Below are 24,287 nucleotides of genomic sequence, written 5' to 3'. Positions count from 1 at the left end.
AAAATTATTCAACCGCAGAGCTTCCGTCAGAACCGTTCGAACCAATGCTATCGAGCAACCATTTATCCCACTGATCCCAGCATGCCGAGCGTTCGGGTTGTCTTTCCTTGACAACTCGGGCGTCTAAAAACTGCTGAGTCGAAGTCCCTGCTCCAGATACCTTCTGTTTGATCGTTTTCTTGATCGAAAAATCCGCATGGGGAGGAACCGTAACAAACCTCGCATTGGTTTGGAGCAATACGAGATCGGGCGATACGTGCCGCGCGAAATCGTTATCCCAATGCCCTGTGGTGTGCGCGAATACCACGCGCGAAAAAATGCGCGAAACAAAGAAAAAAAGCATCGTGCTTGAAGAAGCGCCGAATATAAGCAACGTTTCGTCCCACAATGCCTCCTCGTTCTCCATAACTACAATTCGACCGTGGTTGGATAACCCATTGTCATAGACGATCAAATCCCGATACTTGAACGAACTTAGAACACGCACCGGACGAGAGACGGGGGGCGATAACTTGTTACCTAAATCCCCCACGTAGTCATGGATTTTATAGACATCGTTCTGAAACAGCGATTCAAGAACAGTGATATCTCTGCCCGCATCCGCCAGTACACCTAACAGCGCCGAAAGAGCACCCTCATGCGTCCAGTGGGTATCCGTACGGAAATAGGCACCATCACCTAGTGACTTCAGCGCCTCTATTGGATAGCTAACATTGGGGGAAAGGTGAACTATTTGATCAGCAGGAGTAAAGCCACCAGCCGAGACAGGAATATAACCATCCAGCACGGCCTCCTTAGAGGGAACAACCATCACGCGATATGCAGCATCTAACTTGCTAGCCGCTTTCCCGACCGCATCAAGATATTGCTGCCAAGCGTCAAGCCCCGTTGGCGTCAATAACAGCTGACCGGAATGCTGATACAAACCATGATTGGCATCAGCCTTTAGGTAGAGAAAGTCGTTATCACCGATCAATACTTGCTGTGCAGGGTCAGGCGCTTTCTGATCGGTGTTGACCTTTACATCCTCCAAGTGCCAACGAAAACCGTCAAGTTCAAGAGTCAAGGAAAAATGCTCTACGCTAGGAGAAAGTAGCACCCTAAACCCGCACAACAGCTGATTGTTTTCCGCTGTATCGAGCGCGAAATGCTTAATGACATCTGGCCGCTCTATATTCAGCGGCAACGTCAGTTCGCATTTGGAGGTCAGGCGGATAACCACCTTGGCATGCTCATGAAACTCGGCAAATTCGTCAGCAAGCAGCAGCCAGCCCTGGACAACAACTTGCCCATCCTGCATGCGAGCCATTGCCTGCTGCTCCGGATAATCCAGATGAAATTCACGGAGCAGCGATGAAAGATCGGCCTTCTTACGGCGAAACAACGCTTTCTCAAGCTTCTGCCCCAAACCTTGGGACACATCGATATTACGGAGTTTGAGAGCTAGCTGACGATGTAGCGCCAGCTTCTGCATTTCTTTTTTAACTTCGTCGGCGTAACCGGCCAACCGATCATCTGTTACATCGTTCTTGTCGAAAGTTTCAAAATACTCTGCTTTTTTTTCTCGCCCTAATTGAGTCGCACTACCTCGGGGGGATTTTTTTGATACGAACTCTTCGACGGACTTCACAATGTAGTGATTGATTCGCGCACCCCGCCAGATAAGCTTCTCCGACAATCCCTTACGCGCGCCTAAACTTGGGGAAACATAATAATCACATGTCCTACCCAGCGCATTGACCATCTTCCCTTGAGAGAGCAACGGCTGATGGGGGCTTTCCATGCGTTCTAAATGCTCGCGACGAACAATCGCTTTGTAATGCTTGTTAGGAAGAAACTTGGTGGTGCTTCGTTTTTGGAAGCGCTCTATCACTAACTCATCCGTCTTGAACTTATGACCCGAGGAACCAAATGTCGCCCAGTTCATGGCCACCGCGCTTACACCAGGGTTGGAGAAGCGAGCATTCACCCACACATCCATCTGCCGACGCAAAGAGGCATCACGATAATCATCCTCGGGCATCGGCAATATGTACTCATCGGCATCAATGAAGGTAAGCAAGGGCACCGATGTGGGGCACTCAGAAATCAGTTTGCTATAAGCAAGCAACTGCGGGGGATTCTCGCGAGAGGTCACAAAATCAATGACCGTCATCCATTCAAGACCGCTTAAAGACAGCAAATATTCCCGGGTGCCGTCCGTACTGCCATTATCAGCAATAAGAAAGTGGTCTGCTCCCAGTAAACGGTGGTAGGCAACCCACTCTTCTATTGAATCAACCTCATTTTTTACAATCGCCGCTATCGCAAATTTCATTAAACTGTCCCATCCAAACATGCAGCGGCACTGAAATCGCTTCCCCCATCCTGGAAATAACTCTTCAATTCCTCACCTAGATGTTGGGGAAGCGGGGAGCCATTTAAATCGTTAACCCAATTCACGGCTCTCATCTGCGGAACACGGTCAGGCCATTCACGGACAGATGCCGCATGCTGTACCTGGAGCTCGTTAACGTTAAGCACGAGCCCGTCATGGGCAATTGCAATACCGTTTTTGCAGCAGGCTTCCCAAACGTCGTCGGCTAACGTGTTGCTCGCAAAATCGTCGGGAATACACCACGAGAACAACACGACTGAATGTCCGCTTTCAGAAAGAGCCTGCAAGTGAGCGACCAATTGAGATAATTGGGAGTTTTTCTGTGATGCGTTGGCAACCACCGCCACATCGTACTGGAGCTCCGGCTGATGCTGATTACCCAGAGGAATCGGGAAGGGAGAATCATCGGTGACTTTTTCCCATGTCAGTCCGGTTCCACGTTTTTCTAACTGACGCCTGTGCCACCATCGGGCGGCCTCAAGAAACAAATGACGCATGCCATAATGACTGGTACGCGAATGCGTTGAAGAGCGACGAGTCAACGAGGTATTACGTACTAAAGAGAAGGATAGCGGCAGTTCCGGCATCACCTCGCAAATCGCACTGTCACCGTAATACGCGGCACAACGGTCCGTAAATTCAGTGTCGGCGGACACTTTTACATCTACCCAGTTACCCAACGTTTCCAACACGTCCCGTCTGTACATGTAAGAAGAAGCATTAGGCTCCACCCAATCAAGATCCAAGTGACCTGGCCCAATAGCAAACAGTTGCTTGCTAACCCTGACCCACGACGAGCAAGAAGCGAACAAGGACGTATCTGCTAAAAGCGCATTAACCTGCATTTCAATTTTTTGAGGATGCGACCAGTCATCACTGTCGTGAACGGTAACAAAGTCCCCTCTTGCAGCCGCAAGGCCCTTATTTCGTGCGCTATACGCACCTTGATTGACTTCGTTGCGAATCAGCGTGATGCGTTGATCATGACTGGTTAGAGCCTCTACTACTTCGTCTGTCCCGTCATCGCTCGCATCATCTACTACAATGATTTCAAGGTTCGTCCAGCTTTGCGCGCTCAACGATCGAAGCGCTATGGGCAGCGTAGCAGCTCCGTTAAACACTGGAACGATCACCGAGACCAATGGGCCATCGACTATACGGCCGGCAGGGAGGGCTGGCGCCAAGCGGGCGATCAGTGAGTCTTCAAGGCGAGGGTAAAAGCGGGCCGCTTCAGAATATGAAGAGCTTCTGATAGTTGCCAATCCTGCTGCCTGCCATAAGTTGTTCAGCAGCGCGAGACGACTCTCGGCGGGCAAATATGCCTGACTCAACTGGATCAAAGCGCCATTGATAGAGTCTTTCGCTATCTCTTCTCGCTCTACGTACTGGTACGCTTCTTGATCTTTGGAAAGGTTAAGTGCGCATTTGGCCAACGCCGTCGGAAGCCGGCTAGCATGCCGACCTCGCCCGAGGCTTTTCAGCCTTTGGAGGCATGAGTATGCCTGCTCAAAAGCCTCATAACGGAAGAACCACTTGGCGAGATACCACAGCGCATCGGTACGCGCACTGTCCAATTGTGAGCTGCTGGGAACGTCAGAGGCGTTTGCCTGATCAATAAGGCCAGTGATGCCCAGCCTAACAAACCCAATCCACGCTTGATGATAATGCCAGACTGGGGTCCAGGAGAGCTGAGGGATATCGCTGATGTAGCCCGATGCTGAGGGTGAACGCTCCTCGAATGCTCCGAACTTGAGATAGTGGACATAGGGATTAATACCGCCTGCTGCAACATCGGGGTATTGAGCCAAATACCATGATGTGGAAAAACCTGGATGGGGGTCTAATCCTGACCTCCAGCCGTGACGGATATAGTGCAACTCAGGACCGCCCGGAAAAAATTTCTGGAGCGCAGAGCAATGCCGCAAATAGAAACTTGCGTTGAACGCGCCACTTTGGCGAAGAAATTTAATCGAAGAACGTTCTCGAGAGGAGGCAATAAGAGCCATTAGCATTGCACTGGTTCTCTGCACGTTGGAAGTGCGCGCAAATGAGCTTGCTACACGCACATAAGTGAATACATCTTTACCTCAAAATAACCAGCACAAGGTGTTATCTGCCTTCCTTCTCACCGACACGTACGAAATGCAGCAGCGGGTTGATACCAGCCTCTACTACATCGGGATATGCATCCAAATACTCTTGGCTATTGAAGTGCGCGCAGGGATTACGCCCCTCGAAGCCGCCAAATTTGAGGTAATGCAAAGCCGGATAAATCGAGTAGACGTCATCTGCTGCAACATCCGCATTTTGTTGGAGATACCATTCGGCATCGAACCACTTACTGCCAGCGATATCCAGATAGGCTCGATCCTTAGTCAGGCGATCCAGCTTGCGTTTTTTACGCCGATCGAAGAGATGGTTATGGTTCTTGAGCTGAGGAGCCAGCGCTACTGGAGTGGACGTCTCCGGCATTTCCGGGTGATCAGGCTGCACATTGATGGGCTCCTGCGCCACGTCAACGGATTGCACAGGATCGTTGACAGCCGGCGACTTGATCAGTTTTTCCAAACGCTCCATTTCGGCAAGCTGCACCGCAACAATGCTGTCGCGCTCTTCAACCGCACGTCGCAACTCCTCAATCTGCAGTTTATTTTGTTCATTGGTTTTCGACAGAGCTTCGATCTGCAGGGTCAACTGGTCTACTTTTTTAGCCGAGTTCCTTACAAGATCTTCCAACTCTTCTTTCTGACGCCGAGCAATCCTCTTCTCTCTAGCGAGCTGGGATTCCATATGCTCTTGAGAGGACTGATGATCACTGGAAAGACGGGCAATTTCCGATTCTGACTTTTCAAGTTGATCAACAATCTGCTGATGATCAACCCGCAATTCGTTCAACGCTTTATCTTTATCTTCGACCTCTGCATTTAGTCGATAAACATTTTCTTCGTAGGCGCTCAACTGCTGCTCATAATTTGCGACTTGTTCTTCTAAAGCACGCTTTTCTTCATCTTCAATATCAGATGAATCTGCTGGCTCATCGGACTCAACAAATTGCGGTTCCGGATCAACATGAGCCGCCACCGCCTGATCAAAGGATGCGCTGTACTCCGCAAGTTGAGCGAAGTGAGCTTCTATTTCTTTTTCCTTCAGTTCGAGAGCGTGGTTGAGTTTATCTATATCGCTGTCTTTTGCTTGAAGCGACAACTGTGCTCGGTGCAGTTCTTCACGGGCGTCTTCTACTTCAGTAAGGCGCTGATTCAAGAAGCCTAACTGGTTTTTCTGCTCCGCTATCGTTACCTGATCAGCACAACCTCTACCCAAGCGCGAAAACACATCGCGAACTAGAGTAGCCGAGTTCGCACTTTCGAATCGTTCTTGCATTGTTTGCAGCAGGATATTCGGCTGAGAACCCACTAGCAGAATTCCCAAGCCTTCGCCGTGGTTGAAATGAAACGCAGGGTATTCCTTACTCAGCTCGGCGAATACTTGATAGGTGCTGGAAGCACCATCGTCACGGTTGATCCCAGCAAACAACATTACCCCTTGATCGCTAAGCTTTGGTAACCACCGATCTACCAAGTCCTCAAGATCTTCATCGTCTTCAGCGAACAAATCAAAAGCAAGAACATCCACCGAGCCACTCTCAACGACTCGAGCACCGCGACGCATGTTTGATTGTATCCAGGATGAAGCGGAGCCGTACAAACGTTCAGCCACTCCATGCACTTCATCTGCCGTCGTGTTCCCGGACCTTTGGATGAGCAAACATTCACCCTCCAAGCCCAGCCTAGAAACTGCTTGGCAAAAAGCCAGGTGCGGGCTCCCTTCAGACACGCCAAGAGTCACACAACGTGAGGGCTTCAAGGCTTCCATCATCCAAAATAGCCAAGGGAGATGGTGCAGCCAGGCAGAAGGAGCTGTGTGCGCTGGCCGCCAAAACATTGACCCTTGCGCCAAAGCCTGCAGTGAAGAGCTAGCAACACTACGCGACTCTTGCTGAGTGATTTGTACTGACGACCTTTCCATTGCCTCTACCATCCTATGTTGAAGCTATTCTTTACAATTTGCTGGGCCACATCGAAACCGTATGCGGATGAACAGCCCCCGAATGCGCAAACAAAACCGTCGAAACTGGTCTCGCGTTCAGTTGAAACACGCTCCTGTCGACCAGCTTCGAGTGTGCGAGCTCGATTCAGATGCCATTCACCTCATCCAACAGCATCGATACGCATCATGACACGTGACCTTCATATTAACGCTGAAAAACTTCTAATCTTTATGGTCTCTGATAATCAGAACCAGCATATTAACGATCAACGTTATAAATAAAACTACAATGGAGAAAACAACAACATTGTAGAGGCGCGCAGGAACTTCCGAGTACTGTGGCAAAGTAGGCTGCTGTAAATAAGAAACCTGAACCGTTTGATTGACAGCTGCAACCCGTGCATTTTGAAGCGCCGTCAGAACCCCCGAGTATGCTTGCAGCGCAAATTGGGTTTGCAGCTGCAGTACTTGGAATTCAGCCGCAACACTGTTCAATGGTTTGCCGGAACTGCTGGCCAGCTTCTGCTGCTCGTTATCAATTTGACGCTGTGTTGCTCTGATTTGATTATTGACTGACATCATTTCAGCAGACTGAGCGCTTTGGAAGGCGGACAGCGATGCTCTGCGGGCCTTCAAACTAGCGAGTTGGGACTGCAACTGACCAACGATAGAGCCAAAGTTCTGGAGCGTTTGCGTTGGCTCAGGCAGGTTGTGCTCGTTCTGAAATTTCAAACTCGCCTGCTGCGCTTGCTGGTACTGCTCTTCCAATATCTCGGACTGCTTTTCCAGGAACTTGACCTGCTGCTGTGCGACTCTCTGCGCCATTTCATTCATATGGCGCTGGCCTTGAGCAAGAATGGCGGAAGCAAGCATATGTGCTTCCTCTGGCGTGTACGCTTGCACATCAACATGCATCACGCCGCTGTACTCGTCGGGCTCGGCTGCCACGATACCCTTATAATATTTCAACAGCTTCTCTGTAGGCGCGTCCTTGTCCCACAAGCGACTAAACATATCCCCGTGCTGAGAAAAATGCTCACGGATATCAGTATTCTTCTCAAGATACGACAGCATATCTGCAGATTGAATATAATCGCGCAATAATAACGATGCTGCCATTTCTCGGCTCATACTGGAGTCTTCGGAGGAGAAGTTACCTTGAGCCGTTGATATCTGCGGCATACTGATGACGACATGTGCATGTGACACGTAGCGATTCGATGCCCAGACTCCCCAGTAAAAAGCGACGACCAAGATTAATACGACGCAGATTGTCCACTGAGGATAGCGTTTCGCAGCACCCTTGAGGGTATCGACATCTGACCATTTTGAGAGGGTATTTTTAACCATAGTTACACGCTAGTTGAATTCATAAATGATGAAATGTCGGCTTTTCCATCGCTGATATCATGATACGCAGAGAGAGCATCTTCGATGCCGTCAAACCACACCGCATGTCCCTTCTCAAGCACCACACCGGCTGTACATAAATCCTTGAGCATTCCCTCACCATGAGCGGCCATAACAATACTCGAGGTGGCAATGCGATCCTGAAACGCTTTCATCGCCTTCTCTCTAAAAGAGCGGTCCCCTACGGAGGTTGCCTCGTCTGACAAATAAACATCGAAATCGAACGCAAGGGACAGGCCAAAATTGAGGCGCGACTTCATACCGCTGGAATACGTGCTGACGGGGCGATCAAACTGCTCACCTAGCTCAGCAAATTCCTGCACTCTCGCGATGAACTCCGAGAGATTATCTTTTACGCCGTGAATTCGGGCTACGAATTTCACGTTCTGCCGTCCTGTCATGCTGCCTTTGGCGCCGCCACTAAGGCCTATAGGCCAAGAAATCCGAGCATCGCTGGTAATGCGTCCACGATCAGGATGATCCATTCCTCCCAATAATCTCAAGAGTGTCGATTTACCGGCCCCGTTACGCCCAATAAGGCCTACGCTGACGTTGGTCGGAATAGTGAAGCTGATATTATTTAGCACCCAACCACCGCCAAAGGGACCATGGTAGCGCTTGAACAAATTTTCCACTTTAATCATTGCAAGCCCACCAGCGTCATCACATCATTTTGAATCGAGTAGCAAAGCGAACGTGGAACAAAACTCCCAGCCCCAGCAGCAAGAAGATTACACTCCATAGGTAGATATCACTTAAATTATTTAGCGTGTGATAATACTGGAAAAAACCTAATCGCACCTTCTCTATTGCAATAAGCAAAGGATTCCAAGACATATATAATTTTATATTGAGAGGAAACCTTTCTATAGGGAACATCGCCCCTGACACAAACATCAACGGCGTAGAGAGCAATCGCACAATCCTACCCACTTCGGGAACGAGAGTTGACAAGGCTGCTAACAGAATTCCCAAGCTTGAGCCCAGCATCCACACGCCCAGCACGTTACTGAATACAACCAGCGCATCGTATGGAAAATCGACGACGTCGATTGCAATTGCAGCAGATACCACTACCAAAAAGATAAAGCTGCGCAGCAGCCCCCCTACCACACACCTCGCAATTACCGTGTCGAAAGGTAATACCTGACGATAAGAGAACAGGCTTTTGTTGGCGTTGATTGCCGATATAGGCGTCATCATGCAGTCGCGAAAAATATAAAAACACATCAGCCCAATAATGAGCCATGGTATATATTCCGCACCCGTAACTTGGCTCATGGAGTGACGTAAAAATTCACGCACAAACAAGAGCACCCCGATCGTCGCGAGCGGCTCGAACAACATCCAAAACCAGCCCATACGGTCTGACGTTGTGCGGGAGGTAAACTCGCGCAGCACGAGCGCAGACCATACGTCCCAGGTCACCTTTAACGGGCTTCTGGGCTTACGCAGGTCCGATTCAGTGATTTCCGACATCTTGCCAACCCCCAAATACAGCTGCCGACACTAGGTCGGCAGTTGCTATCAACATTCAGACACTGTCATCAGATCCTAAGTACAGCAGCGGTAGAAACCGCGATGTTGTACATGATCTGAGTGATTGAGCTAGCCAGTTCGAGATTGCTGGTCGGCGGTTTAGGCAGCACCAGAATCTGGTCACCGGAGCGCACCGCGGTTTGATCGGCACGCACCACCTGACCATTACGATGCACAACCAGTACCTGACCTTTATCAGCACGCGGGCTGAAGCCGCCAGCCTGCTCGATATAGTCGAGTGCGTTCATGCCTTCTGTGTACACCGCCGCCTGCGGCACGGTGACCTCTCCGCTCAACAGAATGGAATCGTTGCTTTCCGGAATATCAATGATATCGCCATCCTGTAGGCGAATATCTGCGATTCCGTTGCCGCGTGCGACAACCAGTCGTCCGGACGGCTTGGTTTTACGTGCTTGCGCCACAAAGCGCTCAATCAACTGCGCTTGCTGAACCTGGATTTCCGCTTCTTTCGATGTACGAGAGGGATATCCGAGATAGGTTTGCTGCAAACGGTCGAGACTGTCTTTCAGCGCAATTTCCTGCTGCTCTTTGACGCTCTGGCGGATAACCGACACATCCTTGATGCTGGTCATGTCCTGCGGAACGCTGATGGCGTTCAGCAACTCGCCAAGGCGCGCGTTACGGGGCACGGCATAACGCTTGGGCCCGTAGAAACTGCCCTGCAACTGAACCACGATGGTTTCGTTACGTTTATCTGCGCTGAACAACACTTCATCGCCGGTCTCAATGCGCGCATCGGCGAACTTCGACAGCGGCATGTAGTTGGCCATCGGGCCATTCTCGCGCTGACCACGCAGCAACACGTTGGATACACCAGGCTCAAGCCGCGACAGCTTGGTCACCATATCGCCGCTTAGCGATTCACCGTTTTTCAGCTCATATCGGAAGGGGCGCTGAACGTCGCCAGTTACCGCCACTGCAGGACCGCGATTCGTGACCACGATAGTATCGCCTTCGCGGAACTGTACCTCGGGCAGGTCGCCATTGGTCAGGAAGTCATAGAGGTCGATACGCTGAATAACCTGGCCCTGACGCTTGACCACGATATCGCGATAGCTGCCCAGGCCGTTATCGATACCGCCGGCCTGATCAAGGAAGTAAAGAACAGAATCAGCAGGCGTACCCGCATAGCGGCCCGGGTTCTGAACGTTACCGGTAACAAAGACGCCCACTGGCTGCACGCCTTGCAGATTGGTATATACCTGCACCTGCTGCGGATAAATCTGGCGAATCGCGGAAGTAACGGTGCCGTTCAAGGCAGATGCTGAAGTGCCCTGTACCTGAATGGGGCCCACGCCGGGCAGGAAGACATTGCCCTTCGGATCAACGGTGAGCGTTTGATTGAACTCAACCGCTCCCCACACGCGCAGCGTAATCTGATCGCCCGGCTTCACGGTATACCCCGGATTCAGGCCATCGGATGCCTTGCTGCGGAACCCACCATTGAACAAGTTGCCGCCAAACGGAGGCAGCAGATCGGGATCGGTCGGTCCTGAATCCTTGCTCGCAGCGTTAGCCGCCACGTTCGCGTACTGGGCCCGCTGGGCAGGATTCTGCGAATTCATTACTGGGCCGTAATTCGAATCGTTCCAGTTGGCGCGCGGCTGGTCGTCGACGGACTGGTTGCCATCTGCAGCGCCACCTTGCTGCTGCCCCCCATAGGAGCCGCCACTCTGCTGATTCGAATAGCTTGAGCCGCCCTGCTGCTGGCCAGCATAAGTGCCGCTACCTTGCTGCTGATCCAGATTACCGTCGAAGCCGCCCACCTCTTGTGCGTATAAAGGGGTGTAATTTAGGCACGCTACCGCCACCAGGCCACTCGCCCGGAGCCAAAATTTAGATTGTGACATTCCTATTTCCTGAACGAATTAGTCGGGCAGAGCGGTAATGCGACCGCTAGACGTACTACCACTATTATTACGGTTGATATATTCCGGCTGCACTTGATTAATAATGGAGCGCTGCAGCTTCCACCTACCGCCGGCTTGCTGAGGATTCTGCGCATCATCAGCGTTGGTATTGCGACACGCGATACTGTTCTCGAACCCGGGCGAGACCACCGCAGCAGCAACATTCAAGCGCAAGCATTTAAGGCCCGTCCCAGAGAAGTAGCTATCCTCAACATTGACTGTCGCGTTATTACCCAGCGGGCTGCTGAAGACGGTAGCCGTGCTACCAGGAGAGGCGTGATCGAGAAAGGAAGAGAGCTGTGGACCCGCGGGGACGCCGCTATCAACGCCGTTAATATTACCGCGATTCAGGTCGGGACCAGTGGCGCATCCTGCAAGCGCGACAGAAAAAGCGAATGCACTAGATAAAAGTGCGAGTAACCGCCACCGTCGCGGAATACCAAAACGTTTAAAGTTAACTGTCATTTATAATCTCATGGCTTTGAACACGGCTTGTGCTGACACAGCACAATAGCTCGTTTTGAGGGTTGCCCCATGAACGAAAAGCGCTGCCTTGGCCTAACGCCAAAGTCGCGAATACACAACGAGCGCAAAATACCCCAATATCGACCGCAGATGATCGCTCATGGCGCAAAAACCTGCAATGGCGAGATACACTTTCAAACAAAACGGGGTAGGTGGATGTGAAAAGCGCGCCAAGCCGTCTCTGCCGAATCCGGTTTGCCATTCATACCACTATTAATAACCGTTATACTGGAAGAAATTTCCAGCACACATTGGGCGATCATGACTACCAGCACCATTCTTGAACATCTTCCTCACGGAGAAAAAGTAGGCATCGCGTTTTCCGGCGGTCTCGACACCAGCGCCGCGCTGCTGTGGATGCGCCAGAAGGGCGCTGTTCCTTATGCGTACACTGCGCACCTGGGCCAGCCAGACGAAGATGATTACGATGCCATTCCCAGGAAAGCATTGGAGTATGGTGCTGAAAACGCTCGCTTGGTGGACTGCCGAGCCCAGCTCGTACATGAGGGTATCGCTGCACTCCAATGCGGCGCGTTTCACGTGACCACCGCCGGCGTGCCCTATTTCAACACCACGCCTATCGGTCGCGCGGTCACCGGCACCATGCTGGTAGCGGCGATGAAGGAAGATAACGTCAACATTTGGGGTGACGGCAGCACCTATAAAGGAAACGACATCGAACGTTTCTACCGCTACGGGCTGATGACCAACCCCGACCTGCGCATTTACAAGCCATGGCTCGACCAGAACTTCATCGACGAGCTGGGCGGCCGTGCCGAGATGTCGGCATTCATGAACGCCAACGGCTTTGACTATCACATGTCTACCGAGAAGGCGTACTCCACTGACTCCAATATTCTTGGCGCAACGCATGAAGCCAAGGATCTCGAATATCTCGATAGCGGTATCCGCATCGTGCAGCCCATCATGGGCGTGCCCTTCTGGAAGCCAGAAACCAAGATCACCGCAGAAGAGGTGACGGTGCGCTTTGAGGAAGGTCGGCCGGTAGCACTGAACGGTGTAGAGTTCGCGGATCCGGTAGAGCTGATTCTTGAAGCCAATCGTATTGGCGGCCGCCATGGTCTGGGCATGTCCGACCAGATCGAGAATCGCATCATTGAGGCCAAAAGTCGCGGCATTTACGAAGCGCCCGGAATGGCGCTGCTGTTTATCGCTTATGAGCGGTTGCTAACGGCCATTCATAACGAAGATACCATCGAAGAGTACCGCATTAACGGGTTGCGCCTGGGACGCTTGCTGTACCAGGGCCGCTGGTTCGACTCTCAGGCACTAATGCTGCGTGAAAGCGCTCAACGCTGGGTTGCCCGCGCCATCACCGGCGAGGTCGTTATCGAACTGCGCCGTGGCAATGATTACTCACTGCTCGACACGCGCTCGCCCAACCTAACTTATCAGCCAGAGCGTCTATCGATGGAGAAGGTGGAATCTACCTTTACGCCGCGCGACCGCATCGGCCAGTTAATTATGCGTAACAACGACATTACTGACAGCCGCGAGAAGCTGGGGCTTTATACCCGAACCGGCTTGCTGAGCAAACCAGACGCCAGCAGCCTACCGAAACTCGAAGGAAAGTAAGCCAGGCGGATCAGTAAGGGCAGGCCTCTTTTTGAGGCTTGCCTCCGACGTAAAAAAGGCAGCCCGCTGGGCTGCCTTTTCTGTTGGCTAACAATATTTTAGTTAACGATTGTTGCCTGACTGAGTATCCAATCCGCGGTCGTCAACGCCTGTTAGCGGAGACACGTCATCTTGCTGGATCTGAATTGAAGTCAACTCGCCGTGGCCACCGTGGCCTGGTGCAGTATCAACACTGGGGATGCCGGCATTGGCCTGAAGGCTGGTAGCGCCTAGTGCAATTACGATAGTGGCGAATAGAAGTTTAATGCTTTTCATGGTGATCCTCCTCACACATCGAGCGGTTTGAGCATCGAGTATGGGAGCCATTGGATAGGCTGGTGCGCTTTGCTTACCGCTCTTGATTAACGGTATTAATTGTAATCCTGGTAGTGATACTGAAAAACAACCATAAAGATACTTCTGTGTTGCCACTTCAGCACCAATTAAGGCCCGGGGAGGAGCGTAAAAGAAGAATGGCCGTGATGTTACGGCGCAGGCAAGACCGGAGGATAACGCCGGCTCTCGCTGGCGCCGGCGAATTTCTATCAGCGCAGTGGACAATACTGCATGAATATCTGCCAGCCCCAACCCTTCGGGCTAGGGGCTAGGGGCTAGCGGCTAGGCAAGATAAACAAGCCATCCGCCTAACGTTAGCCGTATCGACTCTCCAAATGGGCGCGGTAGGCATGGACGTCCAAAGATTTTCCCGTGGCTCGGGTGATCAACTGCTGAGAAGAATAACGACGGCCATGCTGCCAGATATTGTCTCGGTACCAGTCGAATAGCTCCGTTAGATTCCCCGATTCAATCTGCTGCATCATGGTAGGCGTCGAATGACTGGCCGCTTTGAACAACTGCGCTGCATAGATAGCGCCGAGAGAGTAGGTAGGGAAGTAGCCAAACGCGCCATCAGTCCAATGAATATCCTGCATGCAACCATTGGCGAAATCGCCTCGAGTGTCGATATTGAGATAACGCTGCATGCGCTCGTCCCAAGCACTAGGAATATCGCCGACCTCGAGGTCGCCTTCGATCAGTGCCCGCTCAATTTCATAGCGCAACATGACGTGTGCCGGGTAAGTGAGTTCGTCGGCATCAACGCGAATTTTGCCCGGCGCCACATGTCGCACTCGCTGGGCCAGCGCTCCAGCACTGAAATCAGTGCCGAGGTGAGTATTCACTAGCGGCGCAATAATCGCCAAGAATGCATCGGTGCGCGCCAGCTGCATTTCGAAACTCAGGCTTTGCGATTCATGGATGCCCATAGAGCGCGCCAATCCTACAGGCTGTCCGGCGAATTGCTTGGGCAGATTCTGCTCATAACGGGTATGGCCGGTTTCGTGGATAACGCTCATCAGCGAAGTAACGAAGTCGTTTTCGTCGTAGCGCGTAGTGATACGTGAGTCCGTCGGCACGCCGCCAGAAAAGGGATGCACGCTAACATCAAGCCGGCCAGCATCGAAGTCGAACTGCAGCAGCTTCATCACGTCCAGCGCTAATGCATGCTGCTGGTGCTGCGGAAACGACTGCTGCAGGTCAGGCAGCGGCGCGCGTTGCTGTTTTTCCAAGGCTCGCTGAATAAGATCGGGTAGCCAACTGCGCACATCGTCGAAAACGACATCGAGCGTCTCGCTGGTCATCCCGGGCTCAAATTCGTCGAGCATGGCATCGTACCTGGATACGCCCTTAAGCTCGGACAAGCGCTCGGCTTTTTCACGAGAAAGCCGTACCACTTCGCGCAGATTATCCTTGAAGCCTTCCCAATCGTTATCACGGCGCTGCTGGCGCCACGCGACTTCGCAACGGCTTCCCGCGATAGAGAGCGCCTCGTTCAGTTCGGGTGGCAGGGCGGTGGCGTACTCATACTCACGGCGCATTTCACGTACGTTCGCCTGCTCAATCTCGCTTAGCGACTCCTGTTCCGCACTGTTGAGCCATTCGCTTATTTGCGGCGCCGAGAGCCGGCGCTGAACTTCAAGACCTAGCTCCGCCATGGCTGCTCCTCGAGCCTCGCTGCCCTTGGCGGACATCATGACGTTCATGTCCCAAGCGCCAATAGAGAGCAGGTGATTAAGACGGGAGATGCGATCGAAGGTATCGGTAAGCTGTGAATAAGCCGTGCTCATGGTCGCAGAGTTCCTTATTATTAGTCGTTGTGCCGAACAGGACGGAAGACGCCCCTCACCATACTTCAGGTTTAGCCGTGACGCAGCCCCGTCATTACTTAAGCGATCGGAAGCATCGGCCACCAAGTTGGTTTGAGAGCGCGCCTCAGCTTACTGAATAACGCCGAATATTCGCCATTTGAGCGACGGCTCAAGCGAACGAGAAACGGCCCGGTCCTATGTAAGGAAACCAGGCCATTTACTGATGATATACCGACGAAGAAAACTAGCGCTTACGCTGACCTGCATCGTGGGCCGCGATAAGGTCAAGTCGCTGCCACGACGCTCCCGCCTGATCGAGGGGGTAACCCGCAGGCAACGCGGTGCGAGCCAGCAGTTGGCGGCGCTGTTCAGCGCTTAAATTTGGCAGCGCCGCTTCAAGCAGTACTTCGGCTCCCTTGGGTACGCTGACCGCCTCATGTTTAGCGCTGTCACGAGGTAGCTGATAGGTAAGGGTATAGCGATGGAATGCCTTGGCCTGATCACTCGCCCAAGGATCGTCGTTGGTTGCTTGCGTTGATACACATTGTGCCAGCGACTTGCCGCACCCTTTCTCCAAAACCTCACGGAGCTGGCGTTTGGCTTCATTGAACAAGGTGCGGTACTGCGGATCGTTCAAGCGCTTGGCAACCGCCATTTCAGCATGCATACGACTGCCGATCACATCGAGCGGATAATGTACGCCGAGGATAACGCGCGAGAAGCCATAGCCATCACCACGCGCGACCAGCGCATCGAAACGTTCTGGCACCATCACTGCCAGCAGCAAAGCATCCGTTTGACCACTATTGGTGTGACCGCTCGGGAAAGAGGCTTCTGACGCGGTATACGGGTGGTCACCTGCGAATATCCAACGATCCGGCACTAACGACACGCGACTATCGCTGACCTGGAAGGGCCGCGGATAGTCGAAGTGTTTCTTGGCCGTTGATGTGCTCAGCTCCGATGCCTTGATGAGGGCAGCGGTTTTTTTCAAATCACCGCGCTGATACGCCTCAAGGAATACTTTTCCCAGCGTTGGACCAAATCCATCTGCCATGAAATGGAGATAGGGCAAGTCGAAGGCATCAACCAACGCGCGTTCCTGAGCGTCTTTATTCGCACCGTGGTTGATCTCGACGGTGCGTTGCATATTGGCGTCGAGCACACTTTTTGGCAGCGAGGAGAAAGCATTGAGAATGCCAATTCCCTGCTGCGTCAGCGCTTTATCCTTGAAGCGATAGCCACTTTTGCTTATCCACTCGTTGTCGGCAACATCATCCCCTTGCTCGACGTATTCAGCACCGTCGGCGGTGTAAGGGTCAGCATCCTTCTTCAGCGACGCCTTCATGTCATCGCGCTGCAATTTGAACAATGCCCCGATCGATGCATTGCCGCTGATGTCGTTGATAAAGGGAGGAAAAGAAGGGGAAGGCTGCGCTGCCACGCCTTGCGATGAGGTAGCAGAGATCATCAGGGCAGTAACTAGCGCAACACGGGATGCAGCAATGGCAACCATCGATATGCTCCGAACGAAGGAAATAGGCTAAGACGCCATCCTATGAGTTCGGTGTGACGACAATGTGACGCCCGCAGCGCTGATTACTGCGCGCCGGGGTATCTGATTTTTTCCACATCTCGCAAGCCGAAGGCGATGCAAAGCGCAGCCACGATAGCCAGGACTCCAAGGTAGTAAAGCGCCGTATGGAAGTTGCCAAAATGGTCAATCGCAGCGCCAAAGATGAGCGGCGTAATGATTCCCGGCAGATTACTGCATACGTTGAAGATACCACCCACTGTACCCAGCAGCTTCGATGGCGTGATATCACTCAGTACCGTCCACAGCATGTTGGAAAACGCGTTAAAGAAGAACGTGACCGACATTAGCGTAATCAGCAAGATGGGGCTGCTTTCCAGCGAGCCAGCGAAAGCGATCAACGAAGAAATCAGCAGCCCGCCCACAATAGGAAGCTTTCTGGCATTCACCAGACTGAAGCCACGCTTGAACAGCAAATCGCTACAGGTTCCCCCCATCACCACGCCTGCTGCGGCGCACAGATAGGGGAAGGGGGATAGCATACTGAGCTTGGTAGGCGATACCTCAAGCACCATCTGGATGTAGACCATAAACCAGGTCAGGAAGAAATACATGATGCTGGAAACGGCAAAAGCGCCGAGCGCCAACAGCCAAAACTTGGTGTGCTTGAAGAAGTGCACGTATTCAGCACGGCTAGGGCGAGAAGTATCCGGCACCACCGACTCCCCGGATTCTCCCGGACGACGCCTGATGTAATCGAGCTCGGCCTGGTTGGCACGCGGCTGATTGCGCGGCTCGCGATAGCGTATCCACCACACCACACCGACCAATATCCCGATACAGCCTGTCACGATAAATACCGACGGCCACCCAAATGGGCCCATCAGCAGCGTTAGAAGCGGTGTTAGCAGTGCTATGAAGAGATATTGGCCGGCGGAATAAATGCCGATGCCACGCGCACGCTCTTGCGGGGGGAGCCACATGGCGGCAATTTTGGAATGCGCGGGATAAGTGGCTGCCATGGACAGACCGACCAGCAAACGGCAGGCGAACAGCACGCCAAACGCCAGCGCCACTGATCCTAATAACCCTGGCGTAGCAAACCCCATGGCGAGCGTCGCAAGGCTGTAGGCAAGCACCATCAGGGCGTAAAATTTTTGCGTTCCAAAGCGGTCCAGCAACAGCCCGAAGGGAAAGGTGGCAGCCACGTAGGTCCATGTGAACGCCGACAGCAACGAGCCCAACTGCACGCCGCTAATGCCGAGATCTTCTCTTAAGAAGGTACCGCTAATCGAAATATTGGTGCGATCCAGGTAATTGATACCAGTGGCGAAAAAAAGCAGTGCAACAACACCAAAACGCACTCGAGTGGCATTTTTGGGCGCTGTAAACGCTGCAGCATCAGCGCGCTCAGCTGGTTTATTACCTGACTGCATGAGACAACCTCTACTCAATCAAACAAAACAATCGACGACGTCGATTTACCACAACCGCTAGCGGCCACAGCACCGTGCGAACATAGAAGAATGCAACCGATACCATACTATCGAGCGGATTGCCGATAGCATCCTAACAGTCTACGAGCTTTGTGTCGCACAGGCTTGTACAACAACTGAAGCTTCTCATTATTATCTACATCCATATGCACACCGACGAGTCGCCAGCGCTGCCCACTTTTCTCGACTACGACTACGTCCCTCATGCATTTTGCGGGCTGACCGCTTACCATAGTGACCAAATTTTCCGCATGGATACTCCCACATGATTTTGGTCACTGGTGGAGCAGGCTATATCGGCTCCCATACCGTCCTGGTGCTGCTTGAGGCAGGCTACGACGTCGTTGTCTTCGATAACCTGAGCAATGGGTCAGAAGAAGCGCTTACGCGAGTTGAGCATCTGGCGGGTAAAAAGGTGCACTTCGAGCAAGGCGACATTCGCGACCGCAAGCGCTTGGATGAGGTGCTTGCCACCTATCCCATCACCGCTGCCATCCACTTTGCCGGATTGAAAGCGGTCGGCGAGAGCATGAAAAAGCCGTTGGAATACTTCGATAACAACGTCAGCGGCAGCGTTCATCTACTCCAGGCGCTGCGCCAGGCCGGCGTTTTCAACATCGTGTTTAGCTCCTCTGCCACCGTTTACGGCGATCCTGGCACTCCGGTTTTCAACGAGAACATGCCCACCGGCACTCCTTCCAACACCTATGGCTACACCAAGCTGGTTGTTGAAGAACTGTTGAAGAAAACCCAGGCGGCCGATCCTCGCTGGCGCGTTGCACTGCTACGCTACTTCAATCCGGTAGGCGCACATCACAGTGGCACCATCGGAGAAGACCCTGCGGGAATTCCTAATAACCTGCTTCCTTTCATCGCCCAGGTAGCGGTAGGCAAACGCGACCAGCTGAGCATTTTCGGCGGCGATTATCCGACCGAAGATGGTACCTGCCTACGTGACTACATCCACGTGATGGACCTCGCGGAAGGGCACGTCAGCGCACTGAAAGCGATTGAGCGCTTCGATCATGGGGGCGTTGGCATCTGGAATCTTGGCGGCGGTAAGGGACATTCGGTGCTGGAAATGGTCGAAGCATTCGAGCAAGCCAGCGGGCGCTCCGTACCTTACAAGATAGTGGCGCGTCGAGAAGGTGATCTCGCACAGTTTTGGGCTGATCCAGGCAAGGCAAAGCGCGAACTCGACTGGGAGGTAAAACGCAGCCTTCATGACATGATGGCGGATACTTGGCGCTGGCAGTCGCAAAACCCCAATGGCTACCGTGAATAGCGCAACCAACGGCACAGTGTGTTCATCGCACTAAAACGCTAAAGGCCCCGATGCATATTGCATCGGGGCCTTTGCTTTCCAGCATCTTTCGAGCGCGAAATGCCACCTGCACGTTACTCGACAGCTTCACGACAACGGGGCAGCATTGCTTGCCTTGCTGCTAGTCCTGCCCAAACAGGTCGCGGGTATACACCTTGTCGGCAACGTCCGCGATGTCGTCGGTCAAGCGATTGGACACGATAACGTCGCTGCGCTGCTTGAACTGATCAAGATCACTCAGTACTTCAGAATTGAAGAACGTGTCTTCCTCAAGCACTGGCTCATACACGATGACCTCGACGCCCTTCGCCTTCAGGCGCTTCATGATTCCCTGAATGGCACTGGCGCGGAAGTTGTCAGAGCCCGATTTCATGATCAGACGATGAATACCCACCACCTTGGGATCACGACTCAAAATCGACTGCGAGACAAAATCCTTACGTGTGCGATTTGCCTCGACGATGGCGCCGATAAGGTTGTTAGGAACGTCCTCGTAATTGGCCAGAAGCTGCTTGGTGTCCTTGGGCAGACAATAGCCACCGTAGCCGAAGCTGGGATTACGATAATGATCACCAATACGAGGATCGAGGCACACACCCTCAATAATCTGACGCGCATTCAAGCCGTGTGACTCGGCGTAGGTGTCCAACTCGTTGAAGTAGGCAACCCGCATGGCCAGGTAGGTATTGGCAAAAAGTTTGATCGCTTCTGCTTCGGTGCTATCGACGAAGAGCGTTGGAATTTCTTTCTTGATCGCACCCTCTTCGAGCAGGGCAGCGAATTTTTCTGCGCGCTTGGAGCGTTCGCCTACCACAATACGCGAGGGATACAGGTTGTCGTAGAGCGCCTTACCCTCACGCAGAAATTCGGGTGAGAAGATAATGTTGCTGGAGTTGAAGCGCGCGCTGGCATCGCGGGTAAATCCAACCGGCACAGTGGACTTGATGATCATCACCGCGTTTGGATTGATGGAAGTAACATCGGCGATCACCGCCTCGACAGAGGACGTATCAAAAAAGTTGGCTTTGGGATCGTAATTGGTCGGCGTGGCGATAATGACGAACTCGGCATCCGCATAGGCTTCCTGCTTATCGAGAGTAGCGGTGAAGCTTAGCGTCTTGTGCGTCAAAAACTCTTCTATTTGTGCATCAACGATCGGGCTTTGACGGTTATTGAGTAGCTCAACCTTGTGAGCATCGATATCCAGCGCGACTACATCATGGTGTTGGGCCAGCAACATTGAGTTTGATAGCCCAACGTAACCGGTACCTGCTACAGCAATTTTCATCCAAAAATCCTGATCGATAGATATATCAAACGGTGTGTTTAGCGCATGGTACGGGCCTCGACAACGTAAGATAACCTTAATAAAAAGGCCCTGCGCCCTACAATAATTTGCGAAATTATAAAACTTTTGCTAAGCATTCTGCCAGCACATCAAAGGGCTGAATCATTTCATCCTCCGAAACACAGGCATAACCCAGCAGTAACCCTCTGCTTAGCGATTGCCCCAGATAATAGCGTGACAGCGGGCGCGTCAACACCCCCTGCTGGGCTACTGCGCGCGCCAAATCTGCGTCGTCTATGGAAGGCGGAAGCCTCAGCGTTAAATGTAATCCCGCACTATCGCTGGCTTCCTTGGATAACAGCTGGCTGCCGAAACGCGCCTCCACCAGCGCGCTTAGCGCATCACGCCGCCGCCCATACACTCCCCTCATGCGTCGAATATGCTGAGCGTATTCACCGCTTTCAATGAACTCTCCGAGCGCCTGCTGAGTGGCCGTGTGTCCACCGCGATACACATCCAGATACGCGCGCTGAAAGTAATCTGACAACGCCTGGGGCAGCACCATATAAGCAACCCTTAAGTTTGGGCAGATAGTTTTGCTAAAGGTGCCAACGTAAATAACCGGCGCATCGGCCTCTAAACCCGATAGAGCCGGCACCGGACTGCCGGTATAGCGAAACTCACTATCATAGTCGTCTTCAATAATGATCGCCTGATGTTGCCTGGCGTAGGCCAGTAACTGGCGGCGACGCTGAATACTCATCACCGCGCCGAGCGGGTAGTGATGCGAGGGAGTGGTGAAAATTAGCCGAGGAGGGGGCGTACTCTGTTTCGGTATGGTGATTCCTTCGTCGTCGACCGGCACGGGATGCGCCTGCACACCATTGATCTCTAGCAAGCGGCGAATTCCCCAATAACCGGGCTCTTCCAGCCACGCACTGTCACCGACATCGGCCAGCAGCCGAATGATCAGGTCTATCCCTTGATGGGCACCTTCCACGATGACAATTTGCGAAGGGTCGCACTGCAGGCCACGTGCAACACGAAGATGCTTCACCAGTGCCTCGCACAGCACCGGACTTCCGGCTTGCTCAGGATAGCTAAGCACACCAGGCGAAGCAGCATGAAGCACTCGAGCCACGCGCTTTTGCAGTCGTGCGTGAGGAAACAGCCTGACATCTGGCACGCCAGGCATGAAGGCTCCCCACTGTTTCACCGCGGCACTACTATGAGAAGCCAGCGCCGCGCCACGCTCCGACAAGCGTAACGGCGCCGCACTGATACCGTTCACGGATGTAGCGCTTTTCTCGACGCTACCCTGAACATCGGCCACATAGGTGCCAGACCCTATCTGCGTCTCTACAAACCCTTCTATCATGAGCTGATCGAATACGCGCGTTACCGTATTGCGGGAAATCCCCAGTCCTGCTGCGAGCTCGCGTGATGCTGGCAATCGCGCCCCAGCGTTGAAGGTTCGATTCAGAATGGCGTCGCGAATCGCGCCGTACAAACGCTCATTCAAACAGCGCTCAGTACGCTCTGGCAGCGTTAACTGCAGCAGATCGATCCATAGTTCGTACATATCCATCCTTCCATTCGACTGAGCGCATCGCGGCACGCCATAAACTAACGAAGACACCGTCGTCGGTCTTAAATTGGCTCCCTATAGTTTGCAAATATTGGCTCTTTACCACGGTCCAAAGCAACCCAACAATAGTCACTAGCACGACCGAACCTTACACGTTGAAGAGCCTGGCCATGAATAACGATCAATTACGCGACTTACGTCAGCAACATGTCTCTAACGGCGTTGGCGTTATGTGCAACTTCCACGCCGCCGACGCTAAAAATGCCGAGATTTACGATACCGACGGCAACCGCTACATCGACTTCGCGGCGGGAATCGCGGTGCTAAATACCGGGCACCGCCATCCCAAACTGGTCGCTGCCATTCAGGAACAGCTTGGCCATTTCACCCACACCGCCTACCAGATAGTGCCCTACGCCGGCTACGCGACCCTGGCTCAGAAGATAACCCAGCGTGCCGACGGCGATTTCGACAAAAAAGCAGCATTCTTCACCACCGGTGCCGAGGCGGTAGAAAACGCCATTAAGGTTGCGAAAATTGCAACAGGCCGGTCGGCCATTATCGCGTTCGATGGCGCTTTCCACGGACGTACGGCCGCAACCTTGGCACTTACCGGCAAAACCCGTCCCTACAAGATTGGCGCCGGGCCGCAAGTGGGCGAAGTTTATCGCGCGCCGTTCCCCAACGAGCTGCACGGCGTCTCTGTTGACGACTCGATCGGCGCCATTGAGCAGCTATTCAAAACGGACGTCGAGCCGCAGCGAGTGGCCGCGATTATCTTCGAGCCGGTTCAAGGCGAGGGCGGTTTCAACCCCGCACCAGCTGAATTCGTTGCACGCCTACGTCAGCTATGTGACCAGCACGGTATCGTGATGATTGCCGACGAAGTGCAATGTGGCTTTGCGCGCACAGGTAAATTCTTTGCCATGCAGCATTTTGCTGAGTCCGCCGACATCACGACTTACGCCAAAAGCCTGGCAGGGGGCATGCCACTCTCGGGTATTGTCGGCCGTGCAGAATTGCTGGATAAGCCGATCCCCGGATCGCTTGGCGGCACCTATGCGGGCAATCCGTTGGCGATCGCCTCGGCCCACGCCGTCATCGATGTTATTGAGGAAGAGGAACTTCTGGAGCGAGCGAATCAGCTTGGTCAAACGCTGACGGATAAGCTGCATCACTTGGCGGAAACACATGCGCAACTGAAATGCGTACGTGGGCTCGGAAGCATGATTGCCGCTGAATTCTTCAATTCGGAAGGCCATCCGGATAGCGAGTTCACCAATCGCATTCAGCAGCATGCGCTCAAACGTGGCCTCCTGCTGCTGACCTGCGGTGTTTACGGCAATGTAATACGGTTTCTCTATCCACTGACGATCGAGGATGCGGTCTTCGAAGAAGCCTTGGGCATACTTCAGGAAGCAGTGGCGGAAGCGGCTCAATAACCAT

17 protein-coding genes are annotated in these 24,287 nt (G+C 52.9%); 3 read left to right on the top strand and 14 right to left on the bottom strand.

Annotated elements, in window-relative coordinates:
• Positions 1–4: 4 nt before the first annotated feature.
• The 8 genes from R84865_RS04600 to R84865_RS04565 form a co-directional block, all read right to left on the bottom strand.
• Positions 5–2,317, bottom strand: a complete 2,313-nt coding sequence (locus tag R84865_RS04600) for a glycosyltransferase family 92 protein (protein WP_435638961.1) — start codon at positions 2,315–2,317, stop codon at positions 5–7.
• A complete protein-coding gene (locus tag R84865_RS04595) occupies positions 2,317–4,383 on the bottom strand; it encodes a glycosyltransferase family 2 protein (protein WP_435638960.1) in 2,067 nt (688 codons plus the stop codon). Before R84865_RS04595 ends, R84865_RS04600 begins: the two co-directional genes overlap by 1 nt.
• Before the next feature lie 103 nt (positions 4,384–4,486).
• On the bottom strand, positions 4,487–6,094 hold the full coding sequence (locus R84865_RS04590; protein WP_435638959.1) for a hypothetical protein: 1,608 nt from the start codon (positions 6,092–6,094) through the stop codon (positions 4,487–4,489).
• Positions 6,095–6,646: 552 nt separating this feature from the next.
• The gene (locus R84865_RS04585) at positions 6,647–7,774 is read right to left on the bottom strand and encodes a KpsE/RkpR family capsule polysaccharide export protein (protein WP_435638958.1); all 1,128 of its coding nucleotides are present in this window, start codon (positions 7,772–7,774) and stop codon (positions 6,647–6,649) included.
• Positions 7,775–7,776: 2 nt separating this feature from the next.
• Entirely contained in the window at positions 7,777–8,478 is a 702-nt protein-coding gene (locus tag R84865_RS04580; protein ID WP_435638957.1) for an ABC transporter ATP-binding protein, read from the bottom strand.
• A 19-nt stretch (positions 8,479–8,497) separates the two neighbouring features.
• Positions 8,498–9,313, bottom strand: a complete 816-nt coding sequence (locus tag R84865_RS04575) for an ABC transporter permease (RefSeq protein ID WP_435638956.1) — start codon at positions 9,311–9,313, stop codon at positions 8,498–8,500.
• Positions 9,314–9,381: 68 nt separating this feature from the next.
• Positions 9,382–11,244, bottom strand: coding sequence for a polysaccharide biosynthesis/export family protein (locus R84865_RS04570; RefSeq protein ID WP_435632037.1), 1,863 nt, complete (start codon positions 11,242–11,244; stop codon positions 9,382–9,384).
• Between the two features lie 18 nt (positions 11,245–11,262).
• Positions 11,263–11,769, bottom strand: a complete 507-nt coding sequence (locus tag R84865_RS04565) for an RT0821/Lpp0805 family surface protein (protein ID WP_435632036.1) — start codon at positions 11,767–11,769, stop codon at positions 11,263–11,265.
• Between the two features lie 321 nt (positions 11,770–12,090).
• On the opposite strand from R84865_RS04565, the gene argG reads away from it, so the two are divergent.
• Positions 12,091–13,425, top strand: coding sequence for an argininosuccinate synthase (argG, locus tag R84865_RS04560; RefSeq protein WP_435638955.1), 1,335 nt, complete (start codon positions 12,091–12,093; stop codon positions 13,423–13,425).
• Positions 13,426–13,527: 102 nt separating this feature from the next.
• Here the strand turns inward: argG and R84865_RS04555 are convergent, their stop codons facing one another.
• The 4 genes from R84865_RS04555 to R84865_RS04540 all read right to left on the bottom strand — a co-directional run bounded on the left by R84865_RS04555 (position 13,528) and on the right by R84865_RS04540 (position 18,581).
• A complete protein-coding gene (locus tag R84865_RS04555; protein WP_435632034.1) occupies positions 13,528–13,740 on the bottom strand; it encodes a hypothetical protein in 213 nt (70 codons plus the stop codon).
• A 374-nt stretch (positions 13,741–14,114) separates the two neighbouring features.
• Entirely contained in the window at positions 14,115–15,590 is a 1,476-nt protein-coding gene (locus R84865_RS04550) for a carboxypeptidase M32 (RefSeq protein ID WP_435638954.1), read from the bottom strand.
• A 265-nt stretch (positions 15,591–15,855) separates the two neighbouring features.
• The gene (locus tag R84865_RS04545) at positions 15,856–17,127 is read right to left on the bottom strand and encodes an acid phosphatase (protein ID WP_435638953.1); all 1,272 of its coding nucleotides are present in this window, start codon (positions 17,125–17,127) and stop codon (positions 15,856–15,858) included.
• Positions 17,128–17,210: 83 nt separating this feature from the next.
• Positions 17,211–18,581, bottom strand: a complete 1,371-nt coding sequence (locus R84865_RS04540; protein ID WP_435638952.1) for an MFS transporter — start codon at positions 18,579–18,581, stop codon at positions 17,211–17,213.
• 325 nt (positions 18,582–18,906) lie between these two features.
• On the opposite strand from R84865_RS04540, the gene galE reads away from it, so the two are divergent.
• A complete protein-coding gene (gene galE / locus R84865_RS04535; RefSeq protein ID WP_435638951.1) occupies positions 18,907–19,926 on the top strand; it encodes a UDP-glucose 4-epimerase GalE in 1,020 nt (339 codons plus the stop codon).
• Between the two features lie 160 nt (positions 19,927–20,086).
• On the opposite strand, the gene R84865_RS04530 is transcribed toward galE, so the two are convergent.
• Positions 20,087–21,253, bottom strand: a complete 1,167-nt coding sequence (locus tag R84865_RS04530; protein ID WP_435637336.1) for a nucleotide sugar dehydrogenase — start codon at positions 21,251–21,253, stop codon at positions 20,087–20,089.
• Between the two features lie 115 nt (positions 21,254–21,368).
• Positions 21,369–22,835 (bottom strand): MocR-like pyridoxine biosynthesis transcription factor PdxR, encoded by a 1,467-nt coding sequence (gene pdxR / locus R84865_RS04525; RefSeq protein ID WP_435638950.1) that lies wholly within the window; start codon positions 22,833–22,835, stop codon positions 21,369–21,371.
• 176 nt (positions 22,836–23,011) lie between these two features.
• Here pdxR and gabT point away from each other — a divergent pair, with 176 nt between their 5' ends.
• On the top strand, positions 23,012–24,283 hold the full coding sequence (gene gabT, locus R84865_RS04520; protein ID WP_435638949.1) for a 4-aminobutyrate--2-oxoglutarate transaminase: 1,272 nt from the start codon (positions 23,012–23,014) through the stop codon (positions 24,281–24,283).
• Positions 24,284–24,287 lie beyond the last annotated feature (4 nt).

Origin of the sequence: Carnimonas bestiolae, from assembly GCF_051251145.1 — a bacterium.
GTDB classification, from domain to species: domain Bacteria; phylum Pseudomonadota; class Gammaproteobacteria; order Pseudomonadales; family Halomonadaceae; genus Carnimonas; species Carnimonas bestiolae.
Note: the sequence above shows the minus strand (reverse complement) of the source record. Positions and strands in the feature narration are given on the sequence as shown.

Bases quoted from the DNA above. Each gene is read 5' to 3' on its own strand.
- R84865_RS04600 (WP_435638961.1), bottom strand. From the start codon at position 2,317: ATGAAATTTGCGATAGCGGCGATTGTAAAAAATGAGGTTGATTCAATA.
- R84865_RS04595 (WP_435638960.1), bottom strand. From the start codon at position 4,383: ATGGCTCTTATTGCCTCCTCTCGAGAACGTTCTTCGATTAAATTTCTT.
- R84865_RS04585 (WP_435638958.1), bottom strand. From the start codon at position 7,774: ATGGTTAAAAATACCCTCTCAAAATGGTCAGATGTCGATACCCTCAAG.
- R84865_RS04580 (WP_435638957.1), bottom strand. From the start codon at position 8,478: ATGATTAAAGTGGAAAATTTGTTCAAGCGCTACCATGGTCCCTTTGGC.
- R84865_RS04575 (WP_435638956.1), bottom strand. From the start codon at position 9,313: ATGTCGGAAATCACTGAATCGGACCTGCGTAAGCCCAGAAGCCCGTTA.
- R84865_RS04570 (WP_435632037.1), bottom strand. From the start codon at position 11,244: ATGTCACAATCTAAATTTTGGCTCCGGGCGAGTGGCCTGGTGGCGGTA.
- R84865_RS04565 (WP_435632036.1), bottom strand. From the start codon at position 11,769: ATGACAGTTAACTTTAAACGTTTTGGTATTCCGCGACGGTGGCGGTTA.
- argG (WP_435638955.1), top strand. From the start codon at position 12,091: ATGACTACCAGCACCATTCTTGAACATCTTCCTCACGGAGAAAAAGTA.
- R84865_RS04555 (WP_435632034.1), bottom strand. From the start codon at position 13,740: ATGAAAAGCATTAAACTTCTATTCGCCACTATCGTAATTGCACTAGGC.
- R84865_RS04550 (WP_435638954.1), bottom strand. From the start codon at position 15,590: ATGAGCACGGCTTATTCACAGCTTACCGATACCTTCGATCGCATCTCC.
- R84865_RS04545 (WP_435638953.1), bottom strand. From the start codon at position 17,127: ATGGTTGCCATTGCTGCATCCCGTGTTGCGCTAGTTACTGCCCTGATG.
- R84865_RS04540 (WP_435638952.1), bottom strand. From the start codon at position 18,581: ATGCAGTCAGGTAATAAACCAGCTGAGCGCGCTGATGCTGCAGCGTTT.
- galE (WP_435638951.1), top strand. From the start codon at position 18,907: ATGATTTTGGTCACTGGTGGAGCAGGCTATATCGGCTCCCATACCGTC.
- R84865_RS04530 (WP_435637336.1), bottom strand. From the start codon at position 21,253: ATGAAAATTGCTGTAGCAGGTACCGGTTACGTTGGGCTATCAAACTCA.
- pdxR (WP_435638950.1), bottom strand. From the start codon at position 22,835: ATGTACGAACTATGGATCGATCTGCTGCAGTTAACGCTGCCAGAGCGT.
- gabT (WP_435638949.1), top strand. From the start codon at position 23,012: ATGAATAACGATCAATTACGCGACTTACGTCAGCAACATGTCTCTAAC.